This window comes from Chryseobacterium carnipullorum (assembly GCF_900142785.1).
GTDB classification, from domain to species: domain Bacteria; phylum Bacteroidota; class Bacteroidia; order Flavobacteriales; family Weeksellaceae; genus Chryseobacterium; species Chryseobacterium carnipullorum.
In genome coordinates this window covers 48,018-64,546 of the sequence record NZ_FRCD01000024.1, presented here as the reverse complement: position 1 = coordinate 64,546, position 16,529 = coordinate 48,018, and the positions used below count along the sequence as shown (strand labels likewise).

Genomic DNA, 16,529 nt, shown 5'->3' with positions numbered 1-16,529 from the left:
TTGCCTGAAGAGGACAACTTTTTCCTTTTTTGGACAATAAAACAAAGTTCAACTAAAATAAAATCCGTCTCGCAAATTGGTTGTGAGACGGATTCTTTTATTTATACTATTTCGCTTGATAATTCTCTTGAAAGCAGTTTCTCATGCATGGGCTTAAGCAGATCAAGTGAACCCGTTTTTACGGTGCATTTGCCTTTGTAATGCACCAGCATGGTACATTGTTCTGCCTGCTCCAATGTATGCTTGCAGATTTCAATCAGACAGTCGATCACATAATCAAATGTGTGAATGTCATCATTATGAAGAACAATCTTATATACTTCGTCCGTATCATCCAAAACCAGTACTTCTTCTTCATACTGGCGTTTCGGATCTTCGTAATCTTTTATGCTGTTATAAAAAATCATGTCTATCTCTCTTTAAACTTCACCTAATTTATCAGCCAGATCGCCTAATACATTCGGGCCTTCATATACTAATTCTACGAGTTCTACACTCTTATTGTTCATTTTAAGAATTTTGAAATGGTAATTTTCCAGGTCAAATTCATCATTTTCTTCCGGAATATCTTCCAACTCATGGAGAATGAATCCTGCCAGTGAATTGTATTCACTTTCTTCGGAAAGGGGCAGTTTTTTAGGCAGATGTTCATTGATTTCATCCAGAGGCTGTGTAGCCTGAACCCAATAGATGTTATCTCCTATTTTGTCTACAAGTTTATCTTCATCATCTTCCTCATCCTGTATTTCCCCTACCAATTCTTCAAGAATATCCTCCAGGGTAATAATACCTTCGGTTCCGCCAAATTCGTCAATAACGATGGCAAGGTGTTGTTTTTTTTGCTGGAATATCTTCAGAAGGTCAGAAATCTTTTTACTTCCTACCACGAAAAATGCATCACGCATCAGATCTTTAAGGTCTTCATGATTAAGATCTCCTTTTCTTTTGACAAATTCCCTGATAATTTCTTTAGTATAGAAAATACCTATTACATTGTCAATGGAGTCAAGATACACAGGAATACGGGAATATCCGCTGTCCATGATCTTATTGATAATCTCATTGATATCTTCTTCAAAATCAATAGAAGTGATATTCTGTCTTGGAACCATGATCTGTTTTGCAGAATGATCGGTAAAATCAAACGCATTTTTGATGATTTCATAGTTTTCTTCTTCAATCTCACCACTATCTGCGCTCTGCTTTACCAAAAGCTGAAGCTCTTCAGTAGAGTGAATTTCCTGTTCAGAAGCCGGATGGATCTTTACCAATCTTAAAAAAGTATTCGACATCAGGTTCATCAACCAGATAAATGGTTTAAAGACCGTGTAAAAAACTCTCAATGGAACTGCTGTAGCCATTGTAGTTGCTTCCGACTTTCTGATGGCAATTGATTTTGGAATAAGTTCTCCAAAGACAATGTGCATGACAGTAATTAAAACAAAACTGGTGACCACTGAAATCGTGGTAATTGTCGTTTGAGCCAATTCAACATTCAGAGAATGGAAAATACTTTCTACGACATGGTGAAGGGCACTTTCCCCTACCCAACCCAATGCAAGAGATGCTAACGTAATCCCAAGCTGCGTTGCAGATAGATACTCATCAAGATGCTTGATAATGTGTTCTGCCTGCTTCGCCATAGAATTACCTTCGGCGGCTTTTAATTGGATTTGTGAGTAACGAACTTTAACAATTGAAAATTCTGCGGCTACGAAAAAGCCATTTAGTAAAACAAGAAATAAGGCTAGCAAAAGCCTGACTATGTCCGAGTCCATTTAGAAGTTGTATAATATTTTAGTGTACAAAGATAGATAAAATAAAAATAACCTGTATTGGGGTTAAGATATTTTGGGAATGTAATTTTCTAAAAGGCAAGGCAGAAGCGGGAAAACGGAAGCGTGTAGAGTACTTAAAAACAATTTAAAATCTTTTTTGAACAAGCACTATAGATACGGAAAGATGAACGGTTTTAAAGGTAAAAGAATGATTAACATATTATTGACTGCTGATAAAAAGGGTCTAAAATAAAAGAAAATAATTTTAAGCATCCACCTTCCCTCTTCTGAACTTTAATCCCACAAAAAAAGCACCGACAGTGTCGATGCTTCCGTATGATATTTAAAATAATTCTTTATGAATTTTTCAAAGCTTCCGCTCCTGAAACGATCTCTAAGATTTCGTTTGTAATAGCAGCCTGTCTTGCTTTGTTGTAGAAAATGACAAGATCATTTTTAAGTTCCTGTGCATTATCTGTAGCTTTGTGCATCGCCGTCATTCTCGCGCCATGCTCAGATGCTACTGAATCTAAAACAGCCTTGAAAACCTGAGTTTTGATCGCTTTAGGAATCAAATTGTCCAAAATTTCATTTCTGTTCGGTTCAAAGATATAATCTGTTTCTACCTGAGTTTCTTCAGCTTTTTCAGCCATAGAAATCGGAAGAAGCTGTTCAGTAGTGACTTCCTGAGTAGCAGCATTAACAAATTTATTATAGATCAAATAAACTTCGTCAAATTTACCTTCTTTGAAGCTGTTCATTACTCCTTCAGTAACGTGAGATACGGTATCGAAGTTTAAGTTATCAAAAACAGCACTTTCATTAGAGTATACTGTACGTGTTTTTCTTACCGCATCAAAAGCTTTTTTACCGATGGTAAGCACTTCAATTTCGTACTGAGACTGGTCTCTAAACTGAATGTTAAGTTCTTTTACAATAGATGAGTTAAAAGCTCCGGCAAGACCTCTGTTTGAAGTAACAGCGATGAAAAGAATTCTCTTCACTTCTCTTTTTTGAGCATAAACAGAAATCTGATCAGGATCAGAGCTAGAATTTACATTCTGGATGATTTCCTGTAATTTTTCAGAGTAAGGTCTTAACATCACGATTGCATCCTGCGCTTTTTTAAGCTTCGCTGCGGAAACCATTTTCATAGCACGTGTGATCTGCATCGTAGATGAAATTGACGTAATTCTGCCTCGTATTTCTTTTAAGTTTGCCATTAATTTGGGTTCAAAGTTTATGGTCTAAAGTTTAAGGTTTAAAACTTGACATTCTAAACCTTAAACAATGAAGATTTTAGTTATATTTAGAAGCTAAATCGTTAGCTGCCTGCTTAAGAACGTTTGTAATATCGTTGTCGATCTTACCAGCTTTAATCGCTGCCATTGTATCAGGATGCTTAGATCTTAAGAATTCGATATATTCTAACTGGAATTCTTTTACTTTTTTAATAGGAACGTTTCTCATTAAGTTTTCAGTACCAGCATAGATCATAGCTACCTGACTATCTACAGGAAGCGGAGAGTTTACCGGCTGCTTAAGAAGCTCTACGTTTCTTTCACCTTTAGAGATTACGGCTAAAGTAGAAGCATCAAGGTCAGAACCGAACTTAGCGAATGCTTCCAATTCTTTATATTGAGCCTGGTCTAATTTAAGAGTACCAGATACTTTTTTCATTGACTTGATCTGAGCGTTACCTCCTACTCTTGATACAGAGATCCCTACGTTGATCGCAGGACGAACCCCTGAGTTGAATAGATCAGACTCCAAGAAGATCTGTCCGTCTGTAATAGAGATTACGTTGGTTGGAATATACGCAGAAACGTCACCAGCCTGAGTTTCGATAATTGGAAGGGCAGTTAATGAACCTCCTCCTTTAACGATGGGTCTTAAAGACTCAGGTAAATCATTCATCTGGCTGGCAATTTTGTCATCAGCGATAACTTTTGCAGCTCTTTCCAATAGTCTTGAGTGAAGATAGAAAACGTCTCCAGGATAAGCTTCACGGCCCGGTGGTCTTCTCAATAGTAGAGAAAGCTCACGGTACGCTACTGCTTGTTTAGATAAATCATCATAAACAATCAATGCCGGTCTACCAGAGTCTCTGAAGAACTCACCGATAGATGCTCCTGCCATTGCAGAATATACCTGCATTGGAACTGGATCTGATGCGTTAGCCGCAACAATTACAGTATATGCTAAAGCTCCTTTATCAGATAGGGTTTTAACGATTTGTGCTACAGTAGAAGCTTTCTGACCGATCGCAACATATATACAATATACAGGCTGACCTGCATCAAAAAATTCTCTCTGGTTGATGATCGTATCGATCGCAACAGTAGTTTTACCTGTCTGTCTGTCACCAATGATAAGCTCTCTCTGACCTCTTCCTACAGGGATCATAGAGTCAATCGCAACGATACCTGTTTGTAAAGGCTCAGTTACCGGCTGTCTGAAGATAACTCCAGGAGCTTTTCTTTCCAATGGCATTTCGTAAAGCTCTCCTTCGATCGGTCCTTTACCATCGATTGGATTACCTAGAGTATCTACTACTCTACCTAACATACCTTCTCCTACTTTGATAGAAGAGATTCTGTTTGTTCTTCTTACTGTATCTCCTTCTTTTACTAATTTACTTTCACCAAGTAAAGCAACCCCTACGTTGTCTTCTTCAAGGTTAAGTACAATACCTTCTACATCACTAGCAAATTTTACCAACTCACCGTACTGTACATTTTCTAACCCGTATACACGAGCAATACCATCACCGATGGTTAAAACTGTACCTACTTCCTCAACGTTGGATTGAGTGTCGAAGTTGGCCAACTGTTGTTTTAAGATCGCAGATACTTCTGCCGGATTTATTTCTGCCATTATATGGTTGTTTTTTTCTTAATTTAAATGAAAATCTTTTTTAATCTGACTCAATTTGGTTTTCACAGATGCATCGATCTGCTGATCTCCTACTCTTAAAATGTACCCTCCTAAAATATCAGGTTTTACGTTTACATTAAGATCAAAGTTCGAATCTGCTTTTACCAGATTGGTAGATCTCAGGATCTGATCAATATTCTCCTTAGAAAGCTGAGTCGCTGTAGTAAGAGTAATTCTCTGTACTCCGTTGATATCTTCTACCTTGTTGATGAACTCCTGAGCAATATTCTTCAGCTGGTTTTCACGCCCGTGCTTGATCACTAGTCTGATCAGGTTCAGTGAAGAAACCGACAAACTTTTGAAGATCTGGTCTGCTACCTCTATTTTCTTTTTTGCATCAATGTAAGGGGTAAGAAAGAACTTGTTCAAATCTACAGATTGAGACATGATCTTCACTACATCTTTCATTTCAGAAAATACAGCAGCTGTCTGGCCCGATTCGTTGGTGAAGTCAAGCAATCCCTGTGCGTATCTTTTAGCTACTTTAGATGTAAGCATTCTTAGTTAAGGTTAGATTTGTTTAAATAATTTTGAACTAATTCATTTTGAGCTTCGTTGTTGTCCAACTTCTGCTTAAGGATAGATTCAGCGATGTTTACAGATAAAACACCGATTTGAGTTTTGATGTCTGCCATGGCAGCGTTTTTCTCAGTCTGGATCGTCTGCTTAGCAGCTTCAATGATTTTGTCTCCTTCGTTTTTAGCAGCATCTTTAGCCTCACCTACGATTCTATCTTTAATTTCTCTGGCTTCTTTAAGGATAGCATCTCTTTCGATTTTAGCTTCACGAATAATTCTTTCGTTATCCTCTTTTAAAGTCTCCATCTCTTTTCTTGCTAATTTAGCTTGATTAAGAGCATCAACAATAGAAGTTTCTCTGTCGTTGATCGATTTTAAAATAGGTTTCCAAGCAAATTTGCCTAACAAAAATAATAATGCTAGAAAAATAACAGACTGGATAATAAATAATCCTGATGAAAACTGGTGAATTAATTCCATTATATAAATGTATAAATAATTATTACTTTTTTTCTTAAATAACCATTACCCGTAACCAACCGTTATGGGTAATGGTTTGATTTTAATTAGTTTACTGCGAATAGAGCAGCAAACGCAACACCTTCAACAAGTGCAGCAGCGATAAGCATAGCTGTTTGGATTTTTCCAGATTGCTCAGGTTGTCTAGCGATAGCCTCAAGAGCAGCAGCTCCGATTTTACCAAGACCAATACCTACACCTAGTACTACGATACCAGCACCTACAATTTTAGGGATTTCCATAATATATAATTTTAAAAAATTTGTTTTACTTTAATTTATAATTCCAATTAGTGAGCAGCATGATGTTCGTGCTCGTGCTCCTGTACTGCCATTCCGATAAACAGAGCGGATAACATCGTGAAGATATAAGCCTGTAAGAATGCTACCAATACTTCAAGTAAATAGATTACCAATGTTAAGAACGGGAATGCAACCCCTGCTGCAAAGTTCTTAAACACATAGATCAATCCTATCAAACTCATAACTACGATGTGTCCTGCAGTCATGTTAGCAAAAAGACGGATCATCAATGCGAAAGGTTTAGTGATTGTTCCTAATAATTCGATTGGCAACATGATCAGCTTCATTGGCACAGGAACTCCCGGCATCCAGAAGATATGCTTCCAGTAATCTTTGTTAGCAGAGAATGTAGTGATTAAATAAGTAAGGATAGCAAGGAAGAATGTCATCGTAATATTACCTGTAACATTGATTCCGAATGGCATTAATCCTAATACGTTAAGGAATAAGATAAAAAAGAACACTGTTAACAGGTACCCCATAAATCTTTTGTATTTATGACCGATGTTCGGGATTGCTACTTCGTCTCTTACGAAAATGATTAACGGCTCTAAGAATCTTGCAGCCCCTGTAGGAACAACAGACTTCTTATAAGACTTCGCCATTCCACCAAATAATACCAGCATAAAGACAGACACTAATAAAAGAATAAGGACACTCTTTGTAATAGAAAGATCTAGAGGCTTTTCATTGGTAGGATGACCATCCTCTCCAAGGGTTAAGGTTCCGGCTGCGTCTGTTTTATAAATTTTCTCGTGGTGTAATTTATAATAAGAACCATCTACTTCAGTTGGCTCACCGTGCATGAAACCTTCTTTGTTACTCATGAAAGAATGAATACCGTTATCATAAAAAATAACTGGAAGAGGGAATCCGATGTGGTGACCATCTTTATCCACCATCAATGTAAAGTCATGAGCATCCAACAAGTGATGATCGATGAACTCTTTGTTTTCTTTACTTGTTTTGTCTTTTTCTGAAAGCTCTTGTGCAGGAGCTGTTCCAGCAGCAGCCTCACCGTGCTGTGCGGACACTAAGTTTAATACAAAAATACTGTAGAATAAAACTGCGAATTTCTTAAACATTGATAGGTTTTTTTCGTTGTGCAAAAATATAATTTTTTTTCTATTTTCAATAAATAATTTTACTGTTTTTTGTCATGATTAATCAGCTTAATCGCATAGTAGGTAAGCAGCGTCGTCAGGACGAAATAAGGGATAATAAAATGAAATTTATAGCCTGGAATGACTTCAAAGTTCAATTTTTTCCTGATTAAGTACATTAAACCAAATTTTAAAAGGATCAAACCGATCACAGAGAGTCCTAAAAATTCCGGCACTACTCTATTAATTAAAACAATCATTGTAATCATCAACATAAACATGACACTTAAAAAAAGATAAAATTTAACAATAATAATCTCATCTAAGTGAAAAACAAATTTCCACAGGGAAAAATGGATCAAAAATGTTAAAAAGAATAATACCGTGACCAGGATATTAGGATTTAATTTCATTATAAACTTATTTTCAACCTCTATAAATACCAAGGTTTATTTTAACTGATCGCAAAAATAGACTTTTTCTATCGTATTTTCATACGATTTGATTTTTATCATTTTTTCTATATATATAATATTACGTGTCAGAACACTTTAGATATGCTAAAAATTCCTTATTTTTGCAAACCTATAATTTACAATCAATATGTTTAATAGTTTACAGGATAAATTAGACAAGGCTTTACATAATATTTCCGGACGCGGAAAAATCACAGAGATCAACGTAGCGGAAACCGTAAAGGAGATCCGTAGAGCGTTGGTAGATGCCGACGTTAACTATAAAGTTGCAAAAGATCTTACCAAAAGAGTTCAGGATAAAGCTTTAGGGCAAAACGTTCTTACTTCCCTTACACCGGGACAGTTGATGACGAAAATCGTTCATGACGAATTAGTAGAACTCATGGGAGGTTCTCAGGAAGGAATTAATCTTTCAGGGAAACCGTCTGTGATCCTTATTGCGGGTCTGCAGGGTTCCGGTAAGACTACTTTTTCCGGAAAACTTGCTCATCATTTAAAAACAAAAAGAGCAAAAAAACCTTTATTGGTAGCCTGTGACGTTTACCGTCCCGCTGCGATCGACCAGCTTAAAGTATTAGGTGGCCAGATAGGCGTTCCGGTATTTACGGAAGACGGTTCTACCAATCCATCTACTATTGCTGAAAATGCCATCGCCTTTGCAAAGGCCAACGGTCACGATGTGGTCATCGTCGATACGGCAGGACGTCTTGCGATTGATGAACAGATGATGAACGAGATCAAATCTGTACATTACTTCATTAAACCTCAGGAAACATTATTCGTAGTAGATTCCATGACGGGTCAGGATGCTGTGAATACAGCTAAGGCATTCAACGATGCTTTGAATTTTGACGGTGTTGTTCTTACCAAATTGGACGGTGATACGAGAGGGGGTGCTGCTTTAACGATTCGTTCAGTAGTAGAAAAACCAATCAAATTCATCTCTACCGGTGAGAAAATGGAAGCTTTGGATGTTTTCTATCCGGAAAGGATGGCAGACAGAATTCTGGGAATGGGAGACGTTGTTTCCCTGGTAGAAAGAGCTCAGGAGCAGTTTGATGAAGAAGAAGCTAAAAAACTTCACAAAAAGATTGCTAAAAATGAGTTTGGTTTTGACGACTTCCTGAAGCAGATCAACCAGATCAAGAAGATGGGTAATATGAAAGACCTTATGGGCATGATCCCGGGAGTTGGAAAGGCCATCAAAGATGTTGAGATCAGCGATGATGCATTCAAGCACATTGAAGCAATCATCTACTCTATGACTCCGGATGAAAGAAGAAGACCTTCGATCATTAACAGCCAGAGAAAACAGAGAATTGCCAAAGGAGCAGGACGAAAGATTGAAGATGTCAATCAATTGATGAAGCAGTTTGACCAGATGGGTAAAATGATGAAGATGATGCAGGGACCTCAGGGAAAACAAATGATGCAAATGATGAGCAAAATGCCAAATATGCCGGGAATGGGCGGAATGATGGGCAAATAAAATCTCTTAAAGCAATAAGACATAAAAAAACTCTCAGAAATTCTGAGAGTTATTATTTTTTTATTTGAATTTGTATCCTAAACCGATCTGGAAGAAATTCATTCTTAACTTCTCGTCGTTGGATGGATTTTTAATCATATTGGTAAGTCCGAAACTGTAACGGGCATCTACAAATAATCCTTTGTATACATTATAGTCAGCTCCTAAAAACAGTCCAAATTCTGTAGACTTAAGATTGTCTTCAAAATTTTTCTCCAAAGCATTTTCACCTGCATTCAAGACCTGTTGGTCTGCTATTCCTCCTGATACATCTATATTCACTTTAGTACTTGTTCTGAAGCTTACAAAAGGGCCTGCATACAATCCTAATTCAGGAGTAGCATAATATCTTGCCGATACCGGAACTACGATTCTGTTAAAATTTAATTTTTCTGTAACCGTGATGCCCATTGTTGAGACTTCAACATTACCTCCTAAGTTGGCATACTGAACTTCTCCCTGCAAAGCAAATTTAGTCGTGAATTTATGCTCTACCAAAGCACCTACATAAAACCCTGATTTAGATTTCAAGCCTCCGTTGGCCCCTTCAAAAGCATCAAGATCTTCATTAGATTTTAAATTTGATAAGGCGTATCCTGCTTTTACTCCAAATTTTGTTTGTGCATTCATGCCTGCAAAAAATGCAAGAGCTGATGCTAATAAGATTTTTTTCATGATTATTATTAATATAAAATATTGTTTTTAAAGATAAAAAAAAGCCCCAAAATAAATCTTAGGGCTGTTAATTTTATAAATGTGTTTGTTAATTACTTAGCAAATACATATTTAACTCCAATTCCAACTGATGCTAAATCAAGACCGAAATTATAGTTATTTACGCTCTTAGCATCCTTGTATTTAAAGTTACTGTAACCGAATTCACCGATAGTAGCTTCAAGAGTCCAGTTTTTGTTTAAGAAATAATCTAAACCTGGCTTAACAGCAACTCCGAAAGAGTTGAATTTCTCTTTTGTTGTCACTGAAGTGTTGCTTGTAGATACTTCATTCTTATCATTTCCAAATTGCATTGGTACTGATAACTGACCGAAAATAAAGAATTTCTCTCCTAAAGTCCAGTACTTTCTTACGAAAGGCTCAACAACAACAGCAGATTTAGTGAATTTTGTGTCAACTAAGTCACCGTCTACTTTCTCAGTTGCAGAAGCATATCCTACTCCTACCCCAATAGCTACATTAGAAGCAACAAAGTATCCTACTGTAGGAACTAAAGTTAACTCGTTATTTGTTTTATTGTTATTGTTGTTTTCTGTTGAAGAAAAGTTTAAAGTTCCTGACACATAAGTTGTTCCTTTTGCAATCTGTGCATTAGATAAACCGAAAAGTGCAATTGCACCAGCTAATACTAATTTTTTCATTTTATAATAATTTTAATACTTTCTGAGGGCAAATTTACAGTGGGTCCCGCTAATATTAAAATTTGTTAACGTGATTAATATCATTGATGAATATTGGTGTTTTTCGACATTAAAACGTATTCATTAGAGGCTTTTGATTTTTTCACAATATTTAGAATAAAAAAATTACAATTTTACAACAGGAGTGAAATATACTTGATTTTTTAGATTTATCATTTTCTCACAAATTCCTTATTATTTTAAATTATTGTGAACGATATTATCTTAAAATGTTAACATTTAAGACATTAGTCTTAAAAATTAAACAATAGCTTGTATATCAGGAAGATTTCTCTCTTTACAATAAATATATCCTCTTATTCATTCATAATAGCTGGACATATCGAATATTCGTCAGGGCTTTTACAGAAAAAATCCAACCAGAAAGCCGGAATTGAATGTATTACTCCTGCTATTATCTTATTTAAGGAAGAAGTAGTACCCAATATTTACAGCAACGATGAAGTACCGATGTGTCATCCTGATTTAAAACCTTCCTGCGCGTGAGCTGCACTACTTAACAGCTCGAAAGCACCTATGGTAACAATAAAAAGCGGGACAAAATTTGTCCCGCTCTGTGTTTTTAAATCAGTTCTAAAGAATTAGTTTCCTCCGAATTTGAAACCTACACCCACTTGTAAAAAGCTGTTGGTTAGTTTTCCGTCTCCAGAATCTTTTGCCAAGTTAGATACTCCCATATTGTATCTTGCGTCAAAGAACAATCCGTTTTCCAATGCATATTCTGCACCAAGGAAAGGAGCGATATTTAAAGTATTGGTCTGATCTTTAATATCAACGTCATCTCCTATTGAAATATCAAGTCCCGGTAAACCAAGTCCTGCATTCACTTCATATTTCGTTTTTGCAGAAAGAATAAAGCCAAAACTTGCTCCCGCAGAAACTGATAAACCTTCAGTAATGAAATATTTAGCAGAAACCGGAACCATTAAAGTTCCAAACTTAATTTTTGATTTTGCTCCAACAAAAGCTTCTTCGGTACCCTCCGATGCTTCTATTTTACCTCCTAATGGAGAATACAAAACTTCTCCCTGAAGAGCAAATTTATCACTTAGTTTATGCTCTACTAAAGCACCTACATAGAAAGTGTGTGAAGGATCTGAATTTTCAGAATTTCCACCGTCCTTAAATTTTAAAGTTGAAAGAGAGTAACCAGCCTTAGCTCCGAATCTTGTTTCTTGAGCGCTTAAATTAACGCTAACCGCAGCTGCTGCTGCAATAAGTAAAAGTTTTTTCATGATTTTCTTTTAGTATTCGGATGCAAAACTAATGTTTTTTTTCAAAAACACCAAATAGTGTCTAACATTATCAAATTTCAATTTTGTTCAATAAAAATTCTTCAAAATTTTACTTTCTTTTAAACTTATAATCTACCCATCAGAAGGTCGCTGTTTTTTAAGTTCCACAACCTTCCGCATGTTTGTTTTTAGCCATATCTTATCATCCGAAAGTATAACGCACATGTACGAACCAACCCTTATTCAGATTATATTCCACTCCAAAGAACGGGTTGACAGAAAATGTTTTGATATCGGTTTTAAGATCTGTATTACCAATCAGTAAGTCCTGAAAAAGATAACCTCCAATAAAAAGTCCGTGATTTACATTGGATTCAAAATTAAGATTGGGATCATCAGCAAAGACTGTTTTCAAAGCTGTACGACTTAAAAAAAATTTCCTCAGGGCAATTTTTTGAGATTTTATTGGGTAGATCGATCTTAAACTGCAGAATTGTCATTCTGCAGTAGAGCTAATTCATTCAAAAATAATATCAGATCACAAAGACTTAATCTTTCAGTCTCTTATCCTCCTCGTTATAGGCTAGAATAATCTTTTTAACAACCGGATGTCTTACCACATCTTCTTCCGTAAGATAGACAAAACCAATTTCTTTAACATCTTTCAAGATCCTCATCGCCTCCTTCAGCCCTGATTGTTGCTTTGGAGGTAAATCGATCTGAGTAGGATCTCCGGTGATGATAAACTTGGCATTCATCCCCATTCTGGTCAGGAACATTTTCATTTGAGCATGAGTGGTATTCTGGGCTTCGTCAAGAATCACAAAAGCATCATCAAGAGTACGCCCTCTCATGAAAGCCAATGGTGCTACTTCAATCACTTTTTTCTCCATAAAACCTTCCAGTTTTTCGTGCGGAATCATATCTCTCAATGCATCATATAAAGGCTGTAAATAGGGATCAAGCTTTTCTTTCAGGTCTCCGGGAAGAAATCCCAGACTTTCCCCTGCCTCTACCGCCGGTCTTGTCAGAACGATTCTTTTGACTTCTTTATCTCTTAAAGCTCTTGCCGCCAATGCTACACTGGTATAGGTTTTACCTGTTCCTGCGGGGCCAATGGCAAACACCATATCTTTTTTCTCGGTTTCTTTTACCAGTTTTTTAAGATTCGTAGTTTTAGCTTTGATAATCTTTCCATTCACTCCTTTGACAATAATATCCTGGTCAAAAATCAGATGTTTTTCGTTCTCATCCTTGATATTCAGTACATTCTCTAAATCTTTCAGAGCAATAGAATTATTTTCAGAGATAAATTTTACAATGTCATCCAGTTTTAGTTTAAATATATCTAAAGCTTCCTGATTACCCATCGCGAAGATAAAATGATCTCTTCCTGTGATCTTAAGCGTAGGAAAGCTTGATTTTAATAAATTGAAATATTGATTATTAACGCCATAGAAGGTCTTTACATTGACATCTTCCAAATCATATGTTAATTCAAACATGCAGTATTTTATTTTTATTTAGATTTTAAAATTAAAGCTTTTTTTCAAATTTATGCCAATTCTTTTCTACAATCTTTACAACCTATAGTTGTTTATTCTTACTTGCAAAAACTGTAAACAATAATTTGTACATTTATTCTGTTATGTATCTATTCCATTTTAACAATTCATCAATATCATCAAAAACACAAATGAAAAAATTCCCTTTATGCAAAGCAACCCTCATAGGCGGCTTTTTATCTGCGATCGTTAAATTCGGATGGGAAGTGCCTTTTCCTCCCCGTACTCCGGAAAGAGATGCTACCAATCCTCCGCAAACTTTATTGGAACAGCTGGGAATGTCCAAAGATCTCTCCCATTACTCTTATCTGTACAATGAAAATGCCAGACCTATTTTTAGTTTTATCGTGCATTTTGGGTTCAGTTTTTTCTTTGCATGGCTCTATTACTGGCTCAGTGAGCGCTACAAAACAATAACTCTGGCGAACGGAGCATTGTACGGGGTAATCGTTTATGTACTTTTCCATGTGATTATTATGCCGCTTATCGGTACTATTCCTGCCCCGTGGAATCAGCCCTGGGAAGAACATATTTCTGAGCTGTTCGGGCATATTGTATGGGCATGGTCTATTGATATCATCAGAATCTATGTAAAAAACAATACATCTGTTGCGCTCTGATCTAATTTCCACAAAACTCATTCAAATAAAGCACATTAATTAAAACATAAGCATTATAAACCTCTGCCTTCCGGAAACCAATTCGGAAGCAGACGAGGATTTTATAAATTTTTTATGACCCTTAACCTCCCTATTTCCCTTTATTTTAAATAAATTTGCATTTCTATCATTCTACAAATTACAAATGTCGATTATTACCATTACTTCAGATTTCGGAAATTTAGACTACAGAGTTGCCGCTGTGAAAGGCAAAATTCTGTCGCTGAATCCTGAGGTAAATATCATTGATATTACCCACGATATTCAGGCTTTCAATCTTATACAAACCTCGTACATCGTACGAAACGCATATAAATATTTTCCTAAAGGCACCATTCATATCCTTTCTGTAGACAGTTTTTACCACAAATCAAGAAAAAACATATTGTATAAAGCAGATGGTTCTTATTTTCTGGCCGCAGATAACGGACTTTTAGGTCTTGTCTTTTTCGACATCAAACCTGAAGCAATCTACGAGATCACATTGAACAATCGCTTTGATGATATTGTGAACTTCACGTCTACGGACGTTTTTGTCCCTGCTGCCGTCCATTTGGCCAATGGTGGGCTTCCTGAAGTGATCGGGAGGAAAATAGATTCAGCTAAAGAGCTTTTATTTCCAAAACCTGTCTTCAATGAGTCTGAAAAGATGATCATTGGTGAAGTAACCTATATTGATAATTTCGGAAATATAATCTCGAATATCAGTAAAGACTTTTTTGAAAGCACCGGTAAAGGCAATGAAGGTTTTACCATAAAATTCAGGAATTTAACACTTTCAAGAGTCTTTTCAAGTCACACCGAAGTCGTTTCGGACTGGGAAAGGGAAACGGAATTCCACGGACAGTCAGCTGCGATCTTCAATGACAGCCAGCTTTTGGAGCTCACGATCTATAAAGGAAGTAAAAAAAACGGGGCCAAAAGCCTGTTTGGACTTAATGTAGGCGAGAATATTTATGTTGAATTCGTCTAAGATTATATATTTCATAAAAAAACCGATTTTTTTTATATATTTGTCAAAATCTAAAAATTAAAAATGGCAGAATACAAATTATTGCTTCCTTCCATGGGAGAAGGTGTTATGGAAGCGACAATTATCACTTGGTTATTCAATGAAGGTGATAATGTAAAAGAGGATGATTCCGTAGTTGAAATTGCAACAGATAAGGTAGATTCAGACGTTCCGACACCAGTTTCGGGGAAAATTGTAAAAATCCTTAAACAGAAGGACGAAGTTGCTAAAGTTGGTGAAGCCATTGCTATTTTAGAAATTGAAGGAGAAGGCGGAAATACAGCTTCAGAGGAGGTGACAACAGAAACTCCCGCAGCCGCTCCGGATACTGAAACCTTAAAAACAATTGAAGAGCCGTTGCAAACTGCTTCAGCTGTAGAATTCTCAGGAGACCTTTACCTTTCACCGCTTGTAAAATCAATAGCACAGCAGGAAAATATCTCAGAATCTGAGCTGAAGTCTATCAAAGGAAGTGGTTTAGAGGGTAGAATTACAAAAGAAGATATATTAGCCTACGTTTCCAACAGAGGAAGCCAGCCAGCTCAACAAGCTGTACCGGTACAAGAGGCAGCGCCTGCAGCGCCAAAAGCTCCGGTTTCGGCACCGGTATCTACTGTTTCTGTAGCAGCAGGTGATGAAATCATCCCGATGGACAGAATGAGAAAGATCATTGCTGAAAACATGGTAAAAGCAAAGCATATTGCTCCACACGTGACTTCTTTCATCGAAACAGACGTTACCAACGTTGTAAAATGGAGAAATAAGCATAAAGATATTTTCGAAAAACGTGAAGGTGAAAAACTAACTTTCATGCCGATTTTCGTGAAAGCGATCGTGAAAGCAATTCAGGATTTCCCAATGATCAATGTTTCTATCAGTGGCGACAACATCATTAAAAAGAAAAACATCAATATTGGTATGGCAACTGCTTTACCAGACGGAAACCTTATCGTTCCTGTCATTAAAAATGCGGATCAGTTATCCCTTTCAGGCTTGGCAAAAGCGATTAATGATTTAGCGTACAGAGCAAGAAATAAGAAATTAAGACCTGAAGATACTCAGGGAGCTACTTATACGATCTCTAACGTAGGAAGTTTCGGAAACCTTATGGGAACTCCGATTATTCCTCAGCCTCAGGTCGCTATTTTAGCGATCGGAGCTATCGTTAAAAAACCTGCAGTTCTTGAAACGAAAGACGGTGATGTAATTGCCATCCGCCAGCTGATGTTCATGTCTCACTCTTATGATCACAGAGTGGTAGACGGATCTCTAGGCGGAATGATGCTTAAACATGTTCACGATTATCTTCAGAACTGGGATCTGAATACGGAAATTTAATCTATGATGATTGATAAGTGATATCTTATCCAAAAGATATGTTGAACTTGTCAAAACATCTTACCATACAAAACCTCCGAAAAATTCGGAGGTTTTTTCTATTAAAAGATTATCTGTATTTTT

18 protein-coding genes are annotated in these 16,529 nt (G+C 36.5%); 4 read left to right on the top strand and 14 right to left on the bottom strand.

Annotated elements, in window-relative coordinates; genetic code table 11:
• Positions 1 to 101 precede the first annotated feature (101 nt).
• The 9 genes from BUC06_RS21340 to BUC06_RS21300 form a co-directional block, all read right to left on the bottom strand.
• Complete coding sequence (locus BUC06_RS21340) at positions 102 to 407, bottom strand: ATP-dependent Clp protease adaptor ClpS (RefSeq protein WP_073336331.1); 306 nt, start codon at positions 405 to 407, stop codon at positions 102 to 104.
• Positions 408 to 419: 12 nt separating this feature from the next.
• Positions 420 to 1,778, bottom strand: coding sequence for a hemolysin family protein (locus tag BUC06_RS21335; RefSeq protein ID WP_073336329.1), 1,359 nt, complete (start codon positions 1,776 to 1,778; stop codon positions 420 to 422).
• A gap of 356 nt (positions 1,779 to 2,134) precedes the next feature.
• The gene (gene atpG, locus BUC06_RS21330; RefSeq protein ID WP_073336327.1) at positions 2,135 to 3,001 is read right to left on the bottom strand and encodes an ATP synthase F1 subunit gamma; all 867 of its coding nucleotides are present in this window, start codon (positions 2,999 to 3,001) and stop codon (positions 2,135 to 2,137) included.
• 76 nt (positions 3,002 to 3,077) lie between these two features.
• Positions 3,078 to 4,655: a F0F1 ATP synthase subunit alpha gene (gene atpA, locus BUC06_RS21325; protein ID WP_034745157.1), complete on the bottom strand. Its 1,578-nt coding sequence runs from the start codon at positions 4,653 to 4,655 to the stop codon at positions 3,078 to 3,080.
• An 18-nt stretch (positions 4,656 to 4,673) separates the two neighbouring features.
• Complete coding sequence (atpH, locus tag BUC06_RS21320; protein WP_073336326.1) at positions 4,674 to 5,213, bottom strand: ATP synthase F1 subunit delta; 540 nt, start codon at positions 5,211 to 5,213, stop codon at positions 4,674 to 4,676.
• Positions 5,214 to 5,215: 2 nt separating this feature from the next.
• Positions 5,216 to 5,713 carry a F0F1 ATP synthase subunit B gene (locus tag BUC06_RS21315; RefSeq protein WP_034745161.1) on the bottom strand — a complete coding sequence of 166 codons (498 nt, stop codon included), beginning with the start codon at positions 5,711 to 5,713 and terminating at the stop codon, positions 5,216 to 5,218.
• An 86-nt stretch (positions 5,714 to 5,799) separates the two neighbouring features.
• A complete protein-coding gene (gene atpE / locus BUC06_RS21310; protein ID WP_002979108.1) occupies positions 5,800 to 5,994 on the bottom strand; it encodes an ATP synthase F0 subunit C in 195 nt (64 codons plus the stop codon).
• Positions 5,995 to 6,041: 47 nt separating this feature from the next.
• Positions 6,042 to 7,139 (bottom strand): F0F1 ATP synthase subunit A, encoded by a 1,098-nt coding sequence (atpB, locus tag BUC06_RS21305; protein ID WP_073336324.1) that lies wholly within the window; start codon positions 7,137 to 7,139, stop codon positions 6,042 to 6,044.
• 59 nt (positions 7,140 to 7,198) lie between these two features.
• Positions 7,199 to 7,570: a hypothetical protein gene (locus BUC06_RS21300; RefSeq protein WP_034725372.1), complete on the bottom strand. Its 372-nt coding sequence runs from the start codon at positions 7,568 to 7,570 to the stop codon at positions 7,199 to 7,201.
• 190 nt (positions 7,571 to 7,760) lie between these two features.
• Here BUC06_RS21300 and ffh point away from each other — a divergent pair, with 190 nt between their 5' ends.
• On the top strand, positions 7,761 to 9,122 hold the full coding sequence (ffh, locus tag BUC06_RS21295) for a signal recognition particle protein (RefSeq protein WP_073336322.1): 1,362 nt from the start codon (positions 7,761 to 7,763) through the stop codon (positions 9,120 to 9,122).
• 60 nt (positions 9,123 to 9,182) lie between these two features.
• Here the strand turns inward: ffh and BUC06_RS21290 are convergent, their stop codons facing one another.
• The 5 genes from BUC06_RS21290 to BUC06_RS21270 all read right to left on the bottom strand — a co-directional run bounded on the left by BUC06_RS21290 (position 9,183) and on the right by BUC06_RS21270 (position 13,337).
• The gene (locus BUC06_RS21290; RefSeq protein ID WP_073336320.1) at positions 9,183 to 9,836 is read right to left on the bottom strand and encodes a porin family protein; all 654 of its coding nucleotides are present in this window, start codon (positions 9,834 to 9,836) and stop codon (positions 9,183 to 9,185) included.
• A gap of 92 nt (positions 9,837 to 9,928) precedes the next feature.
• Positions 9,929 to 10,537 carry an outer membrane protein gene (locus BUC06_RS21285; protein ID WP_073336318.1) on the bottom strand — a complete coding sequence of 203 codons (609 nt, stop codon included), beginning with the start codon at positions 10,535 to 10,537 and terminating at the stop codon, positions 9,929 to 9,931.
• Between the two features lie 641 nt (positions 10,538 to 11,178).
• Positions 11,179 to 11,832: a porin family protein gene (locus tag BUC06_RS21280; protein WP_073336316.1), complete on the bottom strand. Its 654-nt coding sequence runs from the start codon at positions 11,830 to 11,832 to the stop codon at positions 11,179 to 11,181.
• 202 nt (positions 11,833 to 12,034) lie between these two features.
• Positions 12,035 to 12,247, bottom strand: a complete 213-nt coding sequence (locus tag BUC06_RS21275) for a hypothetical protein (protein ID WP_073336315.1) — start codon at positions 12,245 to 12,247, stop codon at positions 12,035 to 12,037.
• 133 nt (positions 12,248 to 12,380) lie between these two features.
• Positions 12,381 to 13,337: a PhoH family protein gene (locus tag BUC06_RS21270; RefSeq protein ID WP_073336313.1), complete on the bottom strand. Its 957-nt coding sequence runs from the start codon at positions 13,335 to 13,337 to the stop codon at positions 12,381 to 12,383.
• Between the two features lie 191 nt (positions 13,338 to 13,528).
• On the opposite strand from BUC06_RS21270, the gene BUC06_RS21265 reads away from it, so the two are divergent.
• From BUC06_RS21265 to BUC06_RS21255, 3 genes are all read left to right on the top strand, one after another.
• Positions 13,529 to 14,017, top strand: a complete 489-nt coding sequence (locus BUC06_RS21265) for a YagU family protein (protein WP_083564154.1) — start codon at positions 13,529 to 13,531, stop codon at positions 14,015 to 14,017.
• Between the two features lie 184 nt (positions 14,018 to 14,201).
• A complete protein-coding gene (locus BUC06_RS21260) occupies positions 14,202 to 15,029 on the top strand; it encodes an SAM hydrolase/SAM-dependent halogenase family protein (protein WP_073336310.1) in 828 nt (275 codons plus the stop codon).
• 63 nt (positions 15,030 to 15,092) lie between these two features.
• Positions 15,093 to 16,406 carry a dihydrolipoamide acetyltransferase family protein gene (locus BUC06_RS21255; RefSeq protein ID WP_073336308.1) on the top strand — a complete coding sequence of 438 codons (1,314 nt, stop codon included), beginning with the start codon at positions 15,093 to 15,095 and terminating at the stop codon, positions 16,404 to 16,406.
• Positions 16,407 to 16,529: the final 123 nt, after the last annotated feature.

Bases quoted from the DNA above. Each gene is read 5' to 3' on its own strand.
- BUC06_RS21340 (WP_073336331.1), bottom strand. From the start codon at position 407: ATGATTTTTTATAACAGCATAAAAGATTACGAAGATCCGAAACGCCAG.
- BUC06_RS21335 (WP_073336329.1), bottom strand. From the start codon at position 1,778: ATGGACTCGGACATAGTCAGGCTTTTGCTAGCCTTATTTCTTGTTTTA.
- atpG (WP_073336327.1), bottom strand. From the start codon at position 3,001: ATGGCAAACTTAAAAGAAATACGAGGCAGAATTACGTCAATTTCATCT.
- atpA (WP_034745157.1), bottom strand. From the start codon at position 4,655: ATGGCAGAAATAAATCCGGCAGAAGTATCTGCGATCTTAAAACAACAG.
- atpH (WP_073336326.1), bottom strand. From the start codon at position 5,213: ATGCTTACATCTAAAGTAGCTAAAAGATACGCACAGGGATTGCTTGAC.
- BUC06_RS21315 (WP_034745161.1), bottom strand. From the start codon at position 5,713: ATGGAATTAATTCACCAGTTTTCATCAGGATTATTTATTATCCAGTCT.
- atpE (WP_002979108.1), bottom strand. From the start codon at position 5,994: ATGGAAATCCCTAAAATTGTAGGTGCTGGTATCGTAGTACTAGGTGTA.
- atpB (WP_073336324.1), bottom strand. From the start codon at position 7,139: ATGTTTAAGAAATTCGCAGTTTTATTCTACAGTATTTTTGTATTAAAC.
- BUC06_RS21300 (WP_034725372.1), bottom strand. From the start codon at position 7,570: ATGAAATTAAATCCTAATATCCTGGTCACGGTATTATTCTTTTTAACA.
- ffh (WP_073336322.1), top strand. From the start codon at position 7,761: ATGTTTAATAGTTTACAGGATAAATTAGACAAGGCTTTACATAATATT.
- BUC06_RS21290 (WP_073336320.1), bottom strand. From the start codon at position 9,836: ATGAAAAAAATCTTATTAGCATCAGCTCTTGCATTTTTTGCAGGCATG.
- BUC06_RS21285 (WP_073336318.1), bottom strand. From the start codon at position 10,537: ATGAAAAAATTAGTATTAGCTGGTGCAATTGCACTTTTCGGTTTATCT.
- BUC06_RS21280 (WP_073336316.1), bottom strand. From the start codon at position 11,832: ATGAAAAAACTTTTACTTATTGCAGCAGCAGCTGCGGTTAGCGTTAAT.
- BUC06_RS21270 (WP_073336313.1), bottom strand. From the start codon at position 13,337: ATGTTTGAATTAACATATGATTTGGAAGATGTCAATGTAAAGACCTTC.
- BUC06_RS21265 (WP_083564154.1), top strand. From the start codon at position 13,529: ATGAAAAAATTCCCTTTATGCAAAGCAACCCTCATAGGCGGCTTTTTA.
- BUC06_RS21260 (WP_073336310.1), top strand. From the start codon at position 14,202: ATGTCGATTATTACCATTACTTCAGATTTCGGAAATTTAGACTACAGA.
- BUC06_RS21255 (WP_073336308.1), top strand. From the start codon at position 15,093: ATGGCAGAATACAAATTATTGCTTCCTTCCATGGGAGAAGGTGTTATG.